This is a genomic window from Rubrivivax sp. A210 (assembly GCF_904426505.1).
Taxonomy (GTDB): Bacteria; Pseudomonadota; Gammaproteobacteria; order Burkholderiales; family Burkholderiaceae_C; genus Rubrivivax.
The window spans coordinates 131,062-148,386 of the sequence record NZ_CAJGBN010000002.1 but is presented as its reverse complement, the minus strand read 5'-3'; the positions used below and the strand labels follow the sequence as shown (position 1 = coordinate 148,386).

General features: G+C 69.8%; 13 protein-coding genes. 12 read left to right on the top strand and 1 reads right to left on the bottom strand.

Annotated features, from left to right (window positions below):
* Window positions 1-18 precede the first annotated feature (18 nt).
* From tssE to JMV16_RS04340, 11 genes are all read left to right on the top strand, one after another.
* A complete protein-coding gene (tssE, locus tag JMV16_RS04390; RefSeq protein ID WP_201492960.1) occupies window positions 19-525 on the top strand; it encodes a type VI secretion system baseplate subunit TssE in 507 nt (168 codons plus the stop codon).
* A 114-nt stretch (window positions 526-639) separates the two neighbouring features.
* Window positions 640-2,511, top strand: coding sequence for a type VI secretion system baseplate subunit TssF (tssF, locus tag JMV16_RS04385; RefSeq protein ID WP_201492959.1), 1,872 nt, complete (start codon window positions 640-642; stop codon window positions 2,509-2,511).
* Window positions 2,508-3,539: a type VI secretion system baseplate subunit TssG gene (gene tssG, locus JMV16_RS04380; protein ID WP_201492958.1), complete on the top strand. Its 1,032-nt coding sequence runs from the start codon at window positions 2,508-2,510 to the stop codon at window positions 3,537-3,539. The genes tssF and tssG overlap by 4 nt, the downstream gene beginning before the upstream one ends.
* A gap of 14 nt (window positions 3,540-3,553) precedes the next feature.
* A complete protein-coding gene (gene tssH, locus JMV16_RS04375; protein ID WP_201492957.1) occupies window positions 3,554-6,292 on the top strand; it encodes a type VI secretion system ATPase TssH in 2,739 nt (912 codons plus the stop codon).
* 6 nt (window positions 6,293-6,298) lie between these two features.
* Window positions 6,299-7,642: a tetratricopeptide repeat protein gene (locus JMV16_RS04370; RefSeq protein ID WP_201492956.1), complete on the top strand. Its 1,344-nt coding sequence runs from the start codon at window positions 6,299-6,301 to the stop codon at window positions 7,640-7,642.
* Window positions 7,635-9,572, top strand: a complete 1,938-nt coding sequence (locus JMV16_RS04365) for a type VI secretion system Vgr family protein (protein ID WP_201492955.1) — start codon at window positions 7,635-7,637, stop codon at window positions 9,570-9,572. The genes JMV16_RS04370 and JMV16_RS04365 overlap by 8 nt, the downstream gene beginning before the upstream one ends.
* Before the next feature lie 31 nt (window positions 9,573-9,603).
* A complete protein-coding gene (locus JMV16_RS04360; RefSeq protein WP_201492954.1) occupies window positions 9,604-11,334 on the top strand; it encodes a hypothetical protein in 1,731 nt (576 codons plus the stop codon).
* The gene (locus JMV16_RS04355) at window positions 11,334-12,128 is read left to right on the top strand and encodes a hypothetical protein (protein WP_201492953.1); all 795 of its coding nucleotides are present in this window, start codon (window positions 11,334-11,336) and stop codon (window positions 12,126-12,128) included. Before JMV16_RS04360 ends, JMV16_RS04355 begins: the two co-directional genes overlap by 1 nt.
* Before the next feature lie 51 nt (window positions 12,129-12,179).
* Entirely contained in the window at window positions 12,180-13,853 is a 1,674-nt protein-coding gene (gene tagH / locus JMV16_RS04350) for a type VI secretion system-associated FHA domain protein TagH (RefSeq protein ID WP_201492952.1), read from the top strand.
* 19 nt (window positions 13,854-13,872) lie between these two features.
* Window positions 13,873-14,634, top strand: coding sequence for a PP2C family protein-serine/threonine phosphatase (locus JMV16_RS04345; protein WP_201492951.1), 762 nt, complete (start codon window positions 13,873-13,875; stop codon window positions 14,632-14,634).
* A gap of 25 nt (window positions 14,635-14,659) precedes the next feature.
* The gene (locus JMV16_RS04340) at window positions 14,660-15,046 is read left to right on the top strand and encodes a DUF4280 domain-containing protein (RefSeq protein WP_201492950.1); all 387 of its coding nucleotides are present in this window, start codon (window positions 14,660-14,662) and stop codon (window positions 15,044-15,046) included.
* Window positions 15,047-15,139: 93 nt separating this feature from the next.
* Here JMV16_RS04340 and JMV16_RS04335 read toward each other — a convergent pair whose 3' ends face one another.
* Window positions 15,140-15,688, bottom strand: coding sequence for an OmpA family protein (locus tag JMV16_RS04335; RefSeq protein ID WP_201492949.1), 549 nt, complete (start codon window positions 15,686-15,688; stop codon window positions 15,140-15,142).
* A gap of 284 nt (window positions 15,689-15,972) precedes the next feature.
* On the opposite strand from JMV16_RS04335, the gene tssK reads away from it, so the two are divergent.
* A complete protein-coding gene (gene tssK / locus JMV16_RS04330; RefSeq protein ID WP_201492948.1) occupies window positions 15,973-17,310 on the top strand; it encodes a type VI secretion system baseplate subunit TssK in 1,338 nt (445 codons plus the stop codon).
* Window positions 17,311-17,325 lie beyond the last annotated feature (15 nt).

The window sequence follows — 17,325 nt, the reverse complement described above, 5'->3', positions numbered from 1 at the left end:
GCGGCGCCACGCCCCGACATGGCCACGCTGCGCCAGCAGGACCGGCTCCAACCCGCGCTGCTCGACCGCCTGAGCGACGACGAACCCGAGGCCAAGGTCGAGGCGGTGGAATCGCGCGTCATCAACCGCCAGCGCCTGCGCGAGATGGTGCTGCGTGATCTGGGTTGGCTTTTCAACGCCACCCAGCCCAATGGCGAGATCGACTGGGAGTCGGCGCCCCACGCCCGGCACTCGGTCATCAACTACGGCCTGCCGCCGATGTCTGGCCGCGCCGCCTCGTCCATTGATCCCCATGCGCTGCAGGCCGCCGTGCGCGAGGCCATCATCCGCCACGAGCCGCGCATCCTGCCCGACACCCTGGTGGTGGAGGTCGTCGTCAACGGCGACCAACTCGACCACCACAACCAGATCGGCATCCGCATCAACGGCCAGATGTGGGCACAGCCGGTGCCGCTGGAGCTGATGCTGCACACCGACATCGACCTCGAGACCGGCCGCGTCGCGGTGCGCGAAGGCAAGAGATGACCCCCCCCCGAAGCGCCTTCGGCGCCTCCCCCCCGGGGGGGCGACGCCAGTGGCCCGGCAGAGCCGGTTCCACGGCGTCCGCTTGGTGGTTCACCTCGCACGAGGGGCCTTGACATGGACCCGCGGCTGCTGCGCTACTACAACGAGGAACTGCGCCATCTGCGCGAGATGGGGGCCGAGTTCGCCGAGGCTCACCCCAAGATCGCGGCGCGGCTGGGCATGGAAAGGCTGGAGGTCACCGACCCCTATGTCGAGCGCCTGATCGAAGGCTTCGCCTTTCTTGCCGCACGCGTGCAGCTCAAGATCGATGCCGAGTTTCCGCGCTTCACGCAGCGCTTGCTGGAGATCGTCTACCCGCAGTTCCTGGCGCCCACGCCTTCGATGCTGGTGGCTGCCATCGAGCCCGAGATGGGCGACCCGGCCCTGCCCGCCGGCGCCCTGGTGCCTCGCGGCAGCGTCCTCACCAGCCGCGCCGGCAAGTCCGGCGACACGCAATGCGAGTTCCGCACCGCGCACGACGTGAGGCTGTGGCCGGTGGAACTGGTACACGCCGAATACTTCACCCACGCCGCCGACCTGCCGCTGACGGCCCTGCCCGAGTGGCGCCGCTACCGTGCCGGCCTCAAGCTGCGCCTGCGCGCCGCGGCAGGGTTGGATTTCTCGCAGATCCGCATGGACGACCTGCGCCTGCACCTCACCGGCGTCGACGACATCGCCCACCGCCTGCACGAGCTGATCTGCGGCCACGCCCTGGGTGTGCTGGTGCAGGCGCGCGGCGCCGCCGGCCGCTGGGAGGCGCTGGACCGCGACGCCGTCGAGCCGGTGGGCTTCGAGGACGACCAGGCGCTGCTGCCGCCGGGCCTGGCCGGCTTTTCTGGCTACCGCCTGCTGCAGGAATATTTCGCCTTTCCGCCGCGCTTCTTGTTCTTCGACGTGCTGGGCTGCGGCACGGCAGCGCGCAAGCTCGGCGGCAACGAGATCGAGCTGGTGCTGCTGTTCACGCGCGCCGACCCGGCGCTGCAGCAGGCGGTGGACGCGAGCTGCTTCGCGCTGCATTGCGTGCCGGCCATCAACCTGCTCGAGAAGCGCTGCGACCGCATCCACGTTACGCCGGCCACGCCCGACTATCACGTCGTTCCCGACCGCACGCGCCCGCTCGATTTCGAGGTTCACACCCTGCTCGACGTGCAGGGCTATGGCGTCGGCGTCGACAGCCAGTGGCGCTTCCTCCCCTTCTACACGGCCTTTCACACCGAGCCGCGCAACCATCCGGCCTATTACGCGGTGCAGCGCGAACTGCGCCTGCTGTCCGATGTGCAGCAGCGCCACGGGCCGCGCTCGTCTTACCTGGGCACGGAGGTCTATGTCTCGGTGGTTGATGGCAACGAGGCGCCCTTTGCCGAAGACCTGCGCCAGCTTGGCGTGCGCGCGCTGTGTACCAACCGCGACCTGCCCATCCTGATGCCCGTGGGCCAGCCGGGCGGTGATCTGACGCTGGCCACGCCGGGCCCCGTGTCGCGCATCGCGGTGATACGCGGCCCGTCGCGGCCGTTGTCCGCGCTGCGCGAGGACAACCTGGCCTGGAAGCTGATCAACCAGCTCGCGCTCAACCAGCTTTCGCTGATCGACACCGACTCCGAACACGGCGCCGCAGCGCTGCGCCAGATCCTGCGCCTGTACGCCTCCACCGGCGACGCCGTTGGCCAGCGCCAGATCGACGGCCTGCGCTCGGTGAAGATGAAGCCGGTGGTGCGGCGCCTGCCGATGGCCGGGCCCATCACCTTCGGCCGCGGCGTGGCCATCGAGCTCGAGATCGACGATCTCGCCTTCGAGGGCGGCGGCGGTTTCCTGCTCGGCTGCGTGCTCGAACGCTTTTTCTCGCGCCACGTCTCGATCAACGGCTTCACGCAGACGCGGGTGCATTCGCCGGCGCGCGGCGACATCCTGGTCGGACCGCCGCGCTGCGGTTCGAGGCCGCTGCTGTGAGCGGCGCCCGCACCGATCCGCTGGCGCAGATAGCCCAGGCGCCGCACCGCTGGGATTTCTTCCAGGCGCTGCGCGCCATCGAGGCCGCCCACCCCGAGCTGCCGCGGCTGGGCCAGGCGCGGCGCCCGGCCGACGAGCCGTTGCGCCTGGGCCAGGCGCCTGATCTCGGCTTCGCGCCGGCCGCGCTCTCAGCCGTGGGCGGCGGCTACACGCCGGGCACGCCGCGTCTGGAAGTGCGCTTCTTCGGCCTCTTCGGCGCCAACGGCCCGCTGCCGCTGCACATGACGTCGTATGCGCGCGAGCGCCTGCTGCACAAGGGCGACGCCACCCTGGTGCATTTCGCCGACATGTTTCACCACCGGCTGCTGCTGCTCTTCTACCGCGCCTGGGCCCAGGCCCAGCCGGCAGCCAGCGCCGACCGTCCGGGCGAAGACCGCTTCGCCGATTTCGTCGGCGCGCTGATCGGCGTCGGCGGCCCCGACTGGCGTGGCCGCGACGCGCTGCCGGTCCAGGCCAAGCTGGCCTTCGCCGGGCCGCTGAGCCGCCAGGTGCGTTCGGTCGACGGCCTGCAGGCCGTGCTGTCGGGTTTTTTGCGTGTGCCGGTGCGGGTGGAATCCTTCGCCGGCCGCTGGATGCGCCTGCTGCCCGAGGAGCGTTCGCGCATCGGCCGCAAGCGCGCCTCGCGCCGCGCCTCGACGGCCCAGCTCGGCGCCAGCGCCGTGCTCGGCGGCGCGGTGTTCGACCGCCAGCACCACTTCCGCCTGCACATCGGGCCGGTGGATGCCGCCACCTTCGAATCGCTGCTGCCTACGGGCAAGGCCTTGCCCGCGCTGCAGGCCCTGGTGGCACATTACCTGGGGCAGGAATTCGGCTGGGATCTGCAGCTCGAGCTGCGCCCGGCCGAACGCCCGCTGTGCATGCTCGGCCGCCAGGGCCGCCTGGGCTGGACCACCTGGGTCGGCCCGCGCCGCCCGGGTGAGAGGCCGCTGCTGAATCTCAACGCCCAAGAACTGACATCTCCGCCCTGAAAGGTGAATAGTCCATGGCAGAAATCAATCGCGTCACGCTGTTCGGCAAGCTCAACCCGGCCACCTACAAGGCGGTCGAGGGTGCCACGGTGTTCTGCAAGCTGCGCGGCAATCCTTACGTCGAGCTCGAGCACTGGCTGGCGCAACTGCTGCAGAGCGCCGATTCCGATTGGCACCGCGTCATCAAGCACACCCAGCTCGACATGTCGGCCCTGGCGCGCGACCTCACGGCGGCGCTCGACCGCCTGCCGCGCGGCGCCACCAGCATCTCGGGCATTGCCGAAAACATCGCCGACGCGGTGGAGCGCGGCTGGGTCTACGGCACCCTGCTCTACGGCGACAACGTGGTGCGCAGCGGCTACATGCTGGTGGGCATGCTCAAGACCAAGAACCTGCGCAATGCGCTGGTGGCCATCAGCCGCCAGTTCGAGAAGCTCAAGGTCGAAGACCTGTCCGATGGGCTGGCCAAGGTCGTCGCCGGCTCGCCCGAAGACGGCCAGGGCGCCAGCGACGGCAGCAGCGGCGCGGCCGGTGGCGCCGCCCCCGGCGAGGCCAGCGGCGCCATCGCCCCGGCCGCGATGGGCAAGCAGGAGGCGCTGAAGAAGTTCACCGTCGACCTCACGGCCCAGGCCCGCGACGGCAAGATGGACCCCATCGTCGGCCGCGACGACGAGATCCGGCAGGTCGTCGACATCCTGATGCGGCGGCGCCAGAACAACCCCATCCTGGTGGGCGAAGCCGGCGTCGGCAAGACCGCGGTGGTGGAGGGCTTCGCCCAGCGCATCGCGCGTGGCGATGTGCCGCCCAGCCTGAAAGAGGTGGAGTTGCGCGCGCTGGATGTGGGCCTGCTGCAGGCCGGCGCCAGCATGAAGGGCGAGTTCGAGCAGCGCCTGCGCAGCGTCATCGACGAAGTGCAGGGCAGCCCCAAGCCCATCATCCTGTTCATCGACGAGACCCACACGCTGGTGGGCGCCGGCGGCGCGGCCGGCACCGGCGACGCCGCCAACCTGCTCAAGCCGGCGCTGGCGCGCGGCACGCTGCGCACCATAGGCGCGACCACTTTCGCCGAGTACAAGAAGCACATCGAGAAGGACCCCGCGCTGACGCGGCGCTTCCAGACCGTGCAGGTCGACGAGCCCGACGAGCCCAAGGCCATCCTGATGATGCGCGGCGTGGCCAGCACGATGGAAAAGCACCACAAGGTGCAGATCCTGGACGAGGCGCTGGAGGCCGCGGTCAAGCTCAGCCACCGCTACATCCCGGCGCGCCAACTGCCCGACAAGAGCGTGAGCCTGCTCGACACCGCCTGCGCCCGCGTCGCCGTCAGCCTGCACGCCACGCCGGCCGAGGTGGACGATTCGCGCAAGCGCATCGAGGCGCTGGAGACCGAGCTGGGCATCATCGGCCGCGAGCGCGCCATCGGCATCGACATCGGCAAGCGCGAGGAAGAAGCCCAGGAACTGCTGACCGCCGAACGCGCCCGCCTGGCGGCGCTGGATGCGCGCTGGGCCGAGGAGCGCACGCTGGTCGACGAACTGCTGGCCTTGCGCGCCAAGCTGCGCGACGGCATCCGCCCGGTCGAAGGCACGGGCAGCAAGCTCGAGGCCGATGCGGCTGCTGCGGCGGCCGCCGATGGCAAGACCGATGCCGACCGCGAGGCCGAGCGCGTGGCCCAGTTGGCGCAGCTGAAGGACGTGCAGGAGCGCCTCAGCACGCTGCAGGGCGAGACGCCGCTGATCCTGCCCACGGTGGACTACCAGGCCGTGGCCGCGGTGGTGGGCGACTGGACCGGCATCCCGGTCGGCCGCATGGCGCGCAACGAGATCGAGACCATTCTCAAGGTGGCCGACAGCCTGGCCCAGCGCGTGATCGGGCAAGACCACGCGATGGCGATGATCGCCAAGCGCATCCAGACCTCGCGCGCCGGTCTCGACAACCCGAGCAAGCCCATCGGCGTGTTCATGCTGGCCGGCACCTCGGGCGTCGGCAAGACCGAGACCGCGCTGGCCCTGGCCGAGGCGCTGTACGGCGGCGAGCAGAACATGATCACCGTCAACATGAGCGAGTACCAGGAGGCGCACACCGTCTCCACGCTCAAGGGCGCGCCCCCGGGCTACGTGGGCTATGGCGAGGGCGGCGTGCTCACCGAGGCGGTGCGCCGCAAGCCCTACAGCGTGGTGCTGCTCGACGAGGTGGAAAAGGCCCACCCCGATGTGCATGAGATGTTCTTCCAGGTCTTCGACAAGGGCTTCATGGAAGACGGCGAGGGCCGCTTCATCGACTTCAAGAACACGCTGATCCTGCTGACGACCAACGCCGGCACCGACCTCATCGCCAGCCTGTGCAAGGACCCCGAGCTGATGCCCGACCCCGAGGGCATGGCCAAGGCGCTGCGCGAGCCGCTGCTCAAGGTCTTCCCGCCGGCGCTGCTGGGGCGGCTGGTAACGATTCCGTACTACCCGCTCTCCGACGAGATGCTGGGCAAGATCGTCAAGCTGCAGATCAACCGCATCAAGAAGCGGGTCGAGGCGCGCTACAAGATCCCCTTCGAGGTGGCCGACGAGGTCATCAAGCTGGTCGTCAGCCGCTGCACCGAGAGCGAATCGGGCGGCCGCATGATCGACGCCATCCTCACCAACACCATGCTGCCCGACATCAGCCGCGAATTCCTGACGCGCATGATGCAGGGCCAGCCCATCACCCGCGTGGCGGTCTCGGTGGCTGACGGCGACTTCGCCTACGGTTTCGACTGATCAAGCATGAACACCAGCGCCGCTGACCTCTCGATACCCGAACTGCTGCAGGCGACGATGCAGGCGCATATCGCCGGCAATCTCGATGTCGCCGCCAAGGGCTACCGGCTGCTACAGGGGCTGGCGCCCGACCATCCGGACGTGCTGCATCTTTCGGGCGTGTTCGAGAGCCAGTCGGGTTCGCGCGAGCGCGGCCACGAGCTCATCAGCCGCGCCATTGCCATCGACGGCAAGCAGGCCATGTTCCACAACAACCTGGGACTGGTCTGCGTGCGCATGGGGCGCCTGGAAGAGGCCGAGCGTTGCTATCGGCGTGCCATCGAGCTCGACCCCGACCGCTTTGATGCCTTCAGCAATCTGGGCGTGCTGCTGGGCCAACTCGACCGTCTCGAGGATGCCGAGCAGGAGTTCCTGCGCCTGCTCGAGCGCGTGCCGCGATTCGCGGATGCGCGCCAGAACCTGGCCGGCCTCTATCTGCGCCAGGGGCGGTTCAGCGAGGCCATCGAGCAATGTGCCAAGGGCCTGGTCACCGATCCGCGCAATCCCTTGCTGCGCCGCGTGCTCGGCCGCGCCTATGCCGATGCCGGGCTCATCGATCAGTCGCTCGAGCTCTACCGAAAGTGGCAGAAGGAAGAGCCCGATCACCCCGAGCCGCGCCACCACATCGCCGCCATCACGGGCGAGAACGTGCCTGATCGCGCCTCGGACGATTACGTCCTGGCCACCTTCCGCAACTTCGCCGAGACCTTCGACGCCAAGCTGGCGCAGCTTGGCTACCGTGCGCCGGCCCTGGTGGGCGAGAGCCTCGTCGAACTGCTGGCCGAGACGCCGCCCAAGTCGTTGCGCGTCATCGATGCCGGCTGCGGCACCGGCCTGTGTGCCGAGCAGGTCGCACCCTGGACGCGCAACCTGGTGGGCGTTGACCTGTCGCGGCAGATGCTGGACCGCGCGGCGGCGCGCGAAGCCTATGACGAGCTGGTCGAGGCCGAGCTGGTGGCCTTTCTTCAGACCCGCCCGGCTTGCTGCGATCTGCTGATTTCGGCCGATACGCTGTGCTACTTCGGCCGCCTGGACGAGTTTGCCGCCGCCGCGCGGCGCAGCATGCTGGCCGGCGCCTGGCTGGTCTTCACCGTCGAGGCCCACGATGACGGTGAGGGTCAACCCGATTACCGCATCTACCACCACGGCCGTTACAGCCATCGCCATGGCTATGTGTACGAGGTGCTGGCCGGCAACGGCTTTGGCGACATTTCGCTGCGCGAGGTGGTGCTGCGGCAGGAAGGAGGCAAGCCGGTGCGTGGCTGGTTGACGCGGGCGCGTGTGCCGCAGGGAGCAGAAGGCCATGAATGAATCCTTCAAGGCCGAGTTGAAGCTGCCCCCGGGCAGCACCGCGCTCGACCTCTACACCTTCGAGGGCCACGAGGCCCTCTCGCGCCTGTATGGCTACAGCGCGGTGGCGCTGGGCAAGCTCAATGAGACGGTCGATTTCGAGGCCCTGCTTGGCAAGCCGGCCGAGGTGGTGGTCAGCGACGAGGGCGGCAGCCCGCGCTCCTACCACGGCATCATTGCCGGCGTCGCCTACGACGGCGTGGTGGCGCGCCGGCCGGCCTACCGGCTGGAACTGGTGCCCTGGCTGTGGCTGGCCACGCGTGGCGCCAACGTGCGCGTGTTCCAGAACCAGACCGTGGTCGACATCATCGAGAAGGTGATCCTGCCCTACGAGCCCGCGTTCCAGAACGAGGTCAAGGGCAACCTGGCCAAGCGCGCCTACTGCGTGCAGTATCGCGAGACCGATTTCAACTTCATCAGCCGCTTGCTGGAAGAAGAGGGTCTCTTCTATTTCTTCAGGCACAGCGCCGGCAAGCACGAGATGGTGCTGGCCAACCTGCCCGGCGTCCATGTCAATGAACATGGCCTGAAGGCGTTGCCGTACCACGACAACGCGCGCCAGCGCTCGGAGGGCGCGGTGGTGACGCACTGGCGCTGGAGCCACCAGATCCAGACCGGCAAGGTGGCGGTGCGCGACCACCACTTCATGCTGCCGGCCCAGACCTTCGAGAAGATGGCCGAGGCCGAGGTCAAGCACCCGCACGGCAAGATCCAGCTCTACGACCACGACCTCGGCCTGCCACCTCATGCCGACGATCCGCTGGCGCCGGCCGATCTTCAGACCTTGCCGCCGATGGCCGAGGCCATCGCCAAGCGGCGCCTCGAAGCTCACCAGGCGCTGCGCGTTGCCGCCGACGGCCGCACCAGCGCTCTGCGCCTGTGCGCCGGCGCCCGCTTCACGCTGGAGGGGCACCCGGAGGCAGGCCAGAACGCCGAGCACATCGTGCATTCCACGCACGTCCGCATCCGCATCGCGGGCTACGAGTCGGGCGCGGCCAAGGAGTCGATCCACGAGTGCGACTTCACCGCCTTCCCGTCGACCCTGGTCTTCCGCCCCGGACGACTGACACCCAAGCCGCGCGCTCCGGGCCCGCAGACGGCCACCGTGGTGGGGCCGGCGGGGGAAGAAATCTTCGTCGACAAGTACGGCCGCGTGAAGGTGCAGTTCCACTGGGACCGCGAGGGCAAGAAGGACGCCGGCAGCTCCTGCTGGGTCCGCGTGGCTCAGCCGTCGGCGGGCAAGAGCTGGGGCGTGGTCATGCTGCCGCGCATAGGCCAGGAGGTGGTGGTCGACTTCATTGAGGGCGACCCCGACCAGCCCCTGGTCACCGGCGGTGTCTACAACGCCGAAAACATGCCGCCCTACACGCTGCCCGACAACAAGACCGTCAGCACCATCAAGACCAACAGTTCCATGGGCGGCGGCGGCTTCAACGAACTCAAGTTCGAGGACAAGAAGGGCAGCGAACTGCTCTACCTGCAGGCCCAGAAGGACCGCACCGAACTGGTCAAGAACGATTCCAAGACCGATGTCGGCAACAACCTGACGCTGACGATCAAGAAGGACCGCAGCGAGACGGTCAGCGAGGGCAAGTACGACCTCACGGTGAAGAAGGCCATCACGACCAAGACCGACGACGTCTACAGCCTCACGGCGGTCAAGGACGTGAGCACCGACACCCAGGCCAATGTCAAGGTGACGGCCAAGCAGGCGGTCAAGGTCGACGCCACCACCGAGGTCGAAATCTCGGCCAAGACCAAGATCACGCTCAAATGCGGTGGCAGCCAGATCGAGCTGACGCCCGCCGGCATCACCATCAAGGGTTCCCTGGTCACCGCCGAGGCCCAGGGCCTGATGACGGTCAAGGGCGCGCTGGTCAAGGTCAACTAGCGGCGACAGGGCCGAAGGCGATCCGCAAGCCATGCATCCTCCCGATACCGCGGCCGACGGGCAGGCCGCCTGGATCCGTTTCGTTGGCGAGCTGACCGAACTGCTGGCCGAGATCTGGCCGGCCATGCCCCGGCGCCTGGGCGACCGCTACGCCGCCTTCGTCGAACTCGCGGCCCAGCAGGCCGAGAAGCGCGGCCTGGCGCGCGCCGGTGCGGTGGCGCGCTACGTCAATCTCTGCATCGTCTGGGGGCCCGGCTTCCAGGACAAGCCGGGCTTCGAATGGGCGGCCGGCCTGCTGGCAGCGCCGCCCGAGCGGGGATGGAACACCGCCCACCAGCTGGTGCGGCGCTCGGTGGCCGAACTGGGCAAGCGCAATGACGCCCGCATCGCCCCGGCGGCGCTGGCGGCGGCCGATGAACAGTTGGTTGCGCGCTTCGGCGGCCTGGGTTCGCGTGGCGAACTGCTGCCGCCCACGCCCGTGCCGGCACCGCTGCGGGCCTGTGATTTCGAAGGGCTGGAGCTGCGCCTGCTGGAGCCGGCCGTGGCCCAGCGCTATGTGCTGCAGGGCGGCGAATGGCTGCGCGCCGACATCCCGCTGCCGCCGCCGCTGCGCATCGACGCCGCGCGCCCGCTGCCGCCGCTGGTGGCCGTGCTGTCGCGGCCGCCGCGCCAGCAGCCGGCGGCACGCCTGCAACTGCGCGCCCGCGCCCACGCGGTCTGCGACGGCGACCTGCACCCGGCCGTCGAATACATGGGCGCCCACGGCCTGTGGCGCTGGCAGGGCCACGAGACCCAGGCCTTCAGCTGGCCGGTGCAGGCCGCCGAGCCGGGCCCGCCGCTGGCGCCACCCGGTGTGGCCCTGGCGGCAGAGACCTCGCCCGACATTGCCCGGCTGGTGCTGGAGACCTGCGGCCTGCGCGACGAGGGCGACGCGCTCGGCGCCATGAACACGCTGGTCTGGGTCTGGCCCTCCGACCAATGGTGGGTCGAACTGCAGCGCGCCGCGCCGGCTGCCCGCACCGAGATCGGCGCCGCGGCGGCCGAACCTGCCCGCCTGGCCACGCGCTGCCGCGTCGAATGCGACGGCCAGGCGCTGGACACGGCGGCGCTGCGTGCCGGCTTCGAGCAGGGCCTGGACGGCGCCTGCGCGCAGGCGCTGCAAAAGCTGCTGGCTGCATGGACGGCCCTTCCCGGCCTGTCCACGCCACGGCTGGAGGGCAGCCTGGCGCTGCTGAGCGGTCGCGCCGCCCTCAGCTGGGGCTGGAGCCTGGGCGCTGGCGGCATGGAGGGGCGTGCCTTCTTGCGCCTGCTGGCCGAGATGCGGATGCAGGCCATCCAGGCCGATGTGCAGCTCGAAGGCGAGATCGCCCACGCCGGCGCGCGCGCGCGGCTGCGGCTGCGCTGCGTGGCGGCCGCGCCGCTCGAGCTGTCGCTGGCGCGCGAGGCGGCCGAGCCACCGCTGCTGGCGGCGATGGTGGCGGCCACCGTGCGCTTCAGGCTGCCCTTCGAGGCCGAAGTCGTGCCGCTGGCCGGCGACAGCGGCGGCGTGCTCCAGGTGGCCGATGTGTGCAGCGGCGCCCTCGTCGGCGAGGCCGGCCTGCGCCCGCGTGTCATGGGCGGTGGCGGCTTCGAGTGGTTTGCCGCGCTGCGCGTTGAGGCGGTGAAGCTGCCGCTGCTGCTGGAAGACCCGCTGCTCGGGCGCCACACCCTCGAGCAGCTGCTGCTGCCCGAGGCCACCCTGATGGATTGGGCCCTGCGCTGATGGAAAGACTGCTGGTCCTGCGCCTCGAAAGCCTGGGGGTCGCCGCCGAGGCGGTGCTCAACGGCGTGCCGCTGGCGCGCACCTCACCGCAGCGGCGCGTCGTCACCGTGCCCGTGCATGAGTACACGCTGGCCGGCGCCAACGACCTCGAACTCGTCATCGAGCCGCCCGCGCCCGGCGAGGCCGGCGCGCCCGAGCCGCGCATCAGCGACGGCCATTGCGGCGCCAGCGTGCAGCTGCTGCTGCCGCGCATCGGCCAGATCGCCCATCCCGACAACGCGCGCACGCTGGCGCGCATCGACTGGGCACCGCCCGCCGACGAGGTCACCGTGCTGCCGCACAGCCTGCGCCAGGTGGCCGATCTGAAGATCGGCTTCCCGCGCTGGCGCTGGCTGGACGCGCCGGTGCTGCCGCCGACGCCCGAACTGCTGGGCGCCGCCGCGGCCTATCTGCAGGGCCTGGTGCTGGGCCTGCAGCGCGGCGACCCCGAGCCGCTGCTGCTGGCCTCGCGCCTGCGTCTGGAAGAGCTGGCCCAGGCCTACCAGCGCAGCCTGGCCGACGATGTCGGACGCCTGCGCCTGCAGGTGCAGCAGTGGCATGCCAAGCAGCCGCTCAAGCCGCCCATGCCCAAGGCCGACACCCTGCGGCTGCGCCCGCTGGCTGGCGGGCGCCTGCTCGAATGCCTGGGCGCCGACGGCGGCGCGGCGCTGCACAGCGCCGTGGCCGGTGGCGGGCGCGTCGAATGGCCGCTGCGGCTGGCGCAGATCGAGGGGCGCTTCTATGTGCTGCGCTGAAGCGCCGAGGGCAGCTATGCTCCGGCCTGTCCACCTTCCTGGAGCCCCTGGATGATCTTGCTGACGGTGCTCAGCTACAACGGTGCGCGCGCCGACGGGCCCTCGGCCCAGTTCGACGAGATGGGCGGCACCATAGGCCGCGCCGACAACAACCAGCTCGTGCTGCCCGACCCCGAGCGCACGATCTCGCGCGTACACGCCCGCATCGTCAACCGAGCCGGGCGCTACGCCATCGTCGACAACGGCAGCAATCCCATCGCCATCAACGGCATGGGCGTTGGCTCCGGGCGCGAGCACCCGCTCAACATCGGCGACCAGATCCAGATCGGCGCCTATCTCATCGAGGCGCGCGAGGCGACGGGCGCCGCCGCCCCGGCCGCCGACGATCCCTTCGCCGATCTCTTCGGCAGCTCACCCGGCGGTCTGGCGGCGCCCACCCAGATTCCGCCGGCGCGCGCTGCGGCGTTGCCGTCAGCGCCGCTGCCGTCCAATACCGACTGGATGGCGTCCACGCGCCCGGCGCCCATCTACAGCCCGCCGCCGGCCGCCGCCGCACCTGCAGCGCTGGGCCCGGGCCATATCCCCGACGACTGGGATCCCTTCGCGCCCGACGCAGCGCACGCCCCGTCGGCGCCGCCACCGGCCGTCGATTTCGGCCTCGGCAGCCCGCTTGCCGCACCCGCTTCCAGCCTCAGCATGGGCGGCGCCGACACGCTGGACGATCTCTTCGGGCTGTCTGGCGTGGCCCCGGCTGCCGATCCGCTGGCCGCCGCTCGCGCGCCATCGGCGCCGGCCGCCTTCGACGATCCGCTGGCCGACATGGCGCGCACCGCCACGGTGATGCCGGCCAGCCGCGCCGATCATGTCTCCGAGCTGAACACCCCGATGTCGCTGCCGCGCCAGGCGCCACGCCCTGCGCCGCCGCCGCTGCCCCCAGTGCCACCTCAGCCCTCGGCATTGCCGGCTGGCGCCATCTTTTCCTGGGACGACCCGCCCACCGATGGCCGCGTCGTCACCTTGCCCGGCGCCATGCTCAGTCGCAGCGCGCCACCGCCTGCACCGCCGCCGGCCTCTGCCCGCCCCGCCTTCCAGGTGCCACCCGCCGCGGCCACGCCGTCTGCAGACGACGGCGCATTGCTGGCCGCCCTGCTCGAAGGCCTGCAGGCGCCTGGCCTCAAGCTGCAGGCGCTGACGCCCGAGACCATGAAGCTGATCGGCCAGCTGCTGCGCGAATCCACGCGCGGCGGGGTCGAGCTGCTGGTGGCGCGCGCCGCGCTCAAGCGCGAGATGCGCGCCGCGATGACGATGATCGTCTCGCGTGAGAACAACCCGCTCAAGTTCTCGCCCACGGTCGAGGTCGCGCTGGCCCATCTGCTGGGGCCGTCGGCGCCCGGCTTCATGCCGCCGGCCCAGGCCATGCGCGACGCCTTCGACGATTTGCGCGCCCACCAGCTCGGCGTGATGGCCGGCATGCGCGCGGCGCTCGAGGGCGTGCTGCAGCGCTTCGATCCGGCCCAGCTCGAGACCAAGCTCACGCGCAAGTCGGCGCTCACCAGCCTGATCCCGGCAACGCGCAAGGCGCGGCTGTGGGAGCTGTTCCAGGAGCTGTTCACGCAGCTTCAATCCGAGGCGCAGGACGATTTCGACGAGCTGTTCGGCAAGGCTTTCCTGCGCGCCTACGAAGACCAGCTCGACCGCTTGCACGGCGAAGCCGGGCCGCGCTGACCCAATCAAGGAGGGGGCCATGCTTGCACTCGAAGTTGCCCTCATGACCGACCGCGGCGGCCGCAAGTACAACGAGGACGCCTGCGGCCACTGGCACTCCAAGCGCCACCTCTGCTGCGTGCTGGCCGACGGCGCCGGCGGCCACGGCGGCGGCGACATCGCCTCGCGCATTGCGGTGCAGGAGTTGATCGGCCGCTTCTCGCAGCAGCCGTCGGAGCGCGCCAGCGATCTCGACCAGCTGCTGCGCGTGACCAACGACGTGCTGATCGGGCAGCGCGTGCCCGGCACCGCCAAGCAGGACATGCACAGCACCGTGGTCTGCCTGGTGATCGACTTCATCGGCCACAAGGTGCATTGGGCCCATGCCGGCGATTCGCGCATGTACTGGTTCCGCCAGGGCCGCGTGCGCGACCGCACGCGCGACCACAGCCTGGTGCAGTCGCTGGTTGACAACGGCCTGCTGGCACCCGAGCAACTGCGCGTCCACCCCAAGCGCAGCGAGCTGCGATCAGCCCTGGGCATTGCCAGCGACGTGCTCGAGGTTTCGGCCGGCGAGGGTGACGGCGCGGTTCAGGCCGGTGACGTCTTCCTGCTGTGTACCGACGGCGTCTGGGAATACCTGTCCGACGAGGTCTTCGAGCAGACGCTGGCCGGCGCCGCCAACCCGGCCGCCTGGATAGGCCAGCTCTCGGTGGAGGTGCGCAAGGCCGCCCGTCACAAGACCAGCCACGACAACTTCACGGCACTGACGGTATGGACGGGCGTCGCGCCCGAGTTCTGAGCCTCAGACTTCAAGGAGAGCCGCGATGGCCAAGCAGACCTGCATGGGTGCGCTGATGAAGTGCAGCTTCGGCATGGCGCCGAGTTCGCTGATCCCCACGCCCAAGACCGTGATGAGCAGCAGCATGGTTGCCGCCAACATCCTCGATCACAAGCCGTTGATGAACATCATGCCCTTCGGCGCTTGCCAGAGCCTGGCCAATCCGATGGTGGCCTCGGCCACGGCTGCCGCGATGGGCGTGCTGACCCCCATGCCCTGCATCCCGATGACGATGGCGCCCTGGGTGCCGGGCGCGCCGACGGTGCTGCTGTGCGGCTCGCCGGCGCTCAACGACAGCTCCAAGCTGATGTGCAACTGGGGCGGCGTCATCGCCATCAACATGGCGGGGCAGATGACGCACGATCTGCCCTGAGGCGGACGGCCCTATACAAGGCTCGCCGAGGCGGTCCCCGACTAACAAAAAGGCCCGCCGAAGCGGGCCTTGCTCATGGTGCGGCGCTGCAGCTCAGGACGGCGGCACCGCGCGGCCGATCTCGACGCGGCGATTTTCGGCAGCGAAGGGGTCCTTGGTGTTCTTCGGCGCATTGGCGCCCACGCCTACCGGCTCGATCATGGTCGGGTCGGCACCCAGTTCGACCAGGAATTCCTTCACGGCCTCGGCGCGGCGCTGAGACAGCGTGAGGTTGGCGGCTGCCGCGCCCGAGGCGTCGGCGTGGCCTTCGACGCGCACCACCTTGCCCGTGCCGCGCTTGGTCTTGAGCACCTCGGCAAAGACTTCAAGCTGGCGGCGCAGGGCATCGGGCAGTTCGGCCGAGCCGAGCTTGAACGACGACGCCGGCAGCGAGTAACGCACGGCGGGCTTGAAGCCCATGCACTTGAAGCCGGCAGCCTTGAGCTGTTCGCAGGCCTCTTCGGGGAACAGGCCCTCGGCCACGGCCTTGGCGTCTGGAACAGTCTGGCCCATGTCGATGGCGGCATCCTGGGCGTAGACCGGGCCGGCGGCCACCGCCGCCAGGCTCAGCGCGCAACGGGCAAGAACACTGTGTAGCTTCATGGATCTACCCCTGTGAAAATCGATGGAACCGCCCGAAGCGCAACTGCAGAGCCCTTCGGGTCTCTGCGGTCAAGATGGAAAATGCCAATGGCCCACCTTGACCGACGGATGCCAAAAATCATACACCTCGAAGCATCTCGCTTCCATCCCCTGAAGGAAGGTTGCCGCCCCTGCGCGCCGGCCCCGAGTGACGGCCTCCGGCCGGCCGTGTATCGTTGAGCGGTGGGTGGCTGCCGTCGCGGTGCCCGGCACTCGATCAAGACAGCGGAAAGCGGCCTGACGCGATGACTTGGCACAACAAGGTGATGTGGTCCGAGGGCCTGTTCCTCCAGCCCCAGCACTTCCAGCAGCAAGACCGTTTCATCGGGCGCCAGGTCGAGGGTCGCATCGGCTCTGCCTGCGCCTGGCCCTGGGGTTTCCTGGCCCTGCAGATCGACGATGCGGCGCTGCTGCAGGGCCGCATCATGCTCAGCTCGGCACGCGGCGTGTTGCCCGACGGCCTCGCCTTTGCCATCCCCAGCGACGACGCTGCGCCGCCGGCCTTCGACGTGCCCGCCGATGTGCGCGACCAACTCGTGGTGCTGGCCGTGCCGCAGTCGCGCCCGGGCGTCACCGAGAGCGATGTCGAATCGGCCGAGGGCTCGATGCCGCCGCGCTGGCGCGTCGCCGACGTCGATGTCGCTGACATCCACGCTTCGAGCTTGCGCGAGGCACCGGTGCAGATCGGGCGCCTCAACTTGCGCCTGATGCTCGAGCGCGACATCAACGAGGGCTATGTCGCGCTCGGCCTGGTGCGCGTGGTCGAGCGCCGCGCCGATGGCCGCGTCGTGCTCGACACCCAGTACGTGCCGCCGATGCTGCACGCGCCGGCCCACCAGGTGCTCGACGGCTACCTGCGCGAGGTACACGGCATGCTGCACCAGCGCGGCGAGGCTCTGGCCGCGCGCATGCTGCAGCCCGGCCGCGCCGGCACCGGCGAGATCGTCGATTTCCTGCTGCTGCAGGTGGTCAACCGCCACCAGCCGCAGTTTGCCCACCTGCAGCGCCTGCCGCTGCTGCATCCCGAGCGCTTCTACGATCTCTGTCTGGGCCTGGCCGGCGAGCTGTCGACCTTCCGCGAGCAAAAGCGCCCGGTGCCTTATCCGGAGTACCGCCACGACGATCTGGCCGGCTGCTTCCGCGCCGTGCTGGGCGATCTGCGGCAGTCGCTGTCGATGGTGCTGGAGCAGACCGCGATCCCGATCGACCTGCAGGAGCGCAAGCACGGCATCCGCGTGGCCATCATCGCCGACGTCGAGTTGCTGCGCACGGCGGTCTTCGTGCTCGCCGTCAATGCCCAGATGCCGGGCGAAGCGCTGCGCATGCGCTTCCCCACCCAGGTCAAGATCGGGCCCGCCGAGCGCATTCGCGACCTCGTCAACTTCCAGTTGCAGGGCGTGGTGCTGCGGCCGTTGCCGGTGGCGCCGCGGCAGATTCCTTACCATGCCGGATTCACCTATTTCGAGCTTGAGACGCGCGGCAACGAGTTGTGGAAGCAGCTCGAGTCATCGGGGGGCCTGGCGATGCATGTCGCCGGCGATTTCCCCGGGCTGGCGATCGAGTTCTGGGCCGTGCGCGGCTGAGCGCAGGAGCTGTTA

What these genes read in the sequence shown, in the direction of transcription:
- tssE (WP_201492960.1), top strand. Translation starts at nt 19, where the DNA reads ATGGCCACGCTGCGCCAGCAGGACCGGCTCCAACCCGCGCTGCTCGAC.
- tssF (WP_201492959.1), top strand. Translation starts at nt 640, where the DNA reads ATGGACCCGCGGCTGCTGCGCTACTACAACGAGGAACTGCGCCATCTG.
- tssH (WP_201492957.1), top strand. Translation starts at nt 3,554, where the DNA reads ATGGCAGAAATCAATCGCGTCACGCTGTTCGGCAAGCTCAACCCGGCC.
- JMV16_RS04370 (WP_201492956.1), top strand. Translation starts at nt 6,299, where the DNA reads ATGAACACCAGCGCCGCTGACCTCTCGATACCCGAACTGCTGCAGGCG.
- JMV16_RS04365 (WP_201492955.1), top strand. Translation starts at nt 7,635, where the DNA reads ATGAATGAATCCTTCAAGGCCGAGTTGAAGCTGCCCCCGGGCAGCACC.
- JMV16_RS04360 (WP_201492954.1), top strand. Translation starts at nt 9,604, where the DNA reads ATGCATCCTCCCGATACCGCGGCCGACGGGCAGGCCGCCTGGATCCGT.
- JMV16_RS04355 (WP_201492953.1), top strand. Translation starts at nt 11,334, where the DNA reads ATGGAAAGACTGCTGGTCCTGCGCCTCGAAAGCCTGGGGGTCGCCGCC.
- tagH (WP_201492952.1), top strand. Translation starts at nt 12,180, where the DNA reads ATGATCTTGCTGACGGTGCTCAGCTACAACGGTGCGCGCGCCGACGGG.
- JMV16_RS04345 (WP_201492951.1), top strand. Translation starts at nt 13,873, where the DNA reads ATGCTTGCACTCGAAGTTGCCCTCATGACCGACCGCGGCGGCCGCAAG.
- JMV16_RS04340 (WP_201492950.1), top strand. Translation starts at nt 14,660, where the DNA reads ATGGCCAAGCAGACCTGCATGGGTGCGCTGATGAAGTGCAGCTTCGGC.
- JMV16_RS04335 (WP_201492949.1), bottom strand. Translation starts at nt 15,688, where the DNA reads ATGAAGCTACACAGTGTTCTTGCCCGTTGCGCGCTGAGCCTGGCGGCG.
- tssK (WP_201492948.1), top strand. Translation starts at nt 15,973, where the DNA reads ATGACTTGGCACAACAAGGTGATGTGGTCCGAGGGCCTGTTCCTCCAG.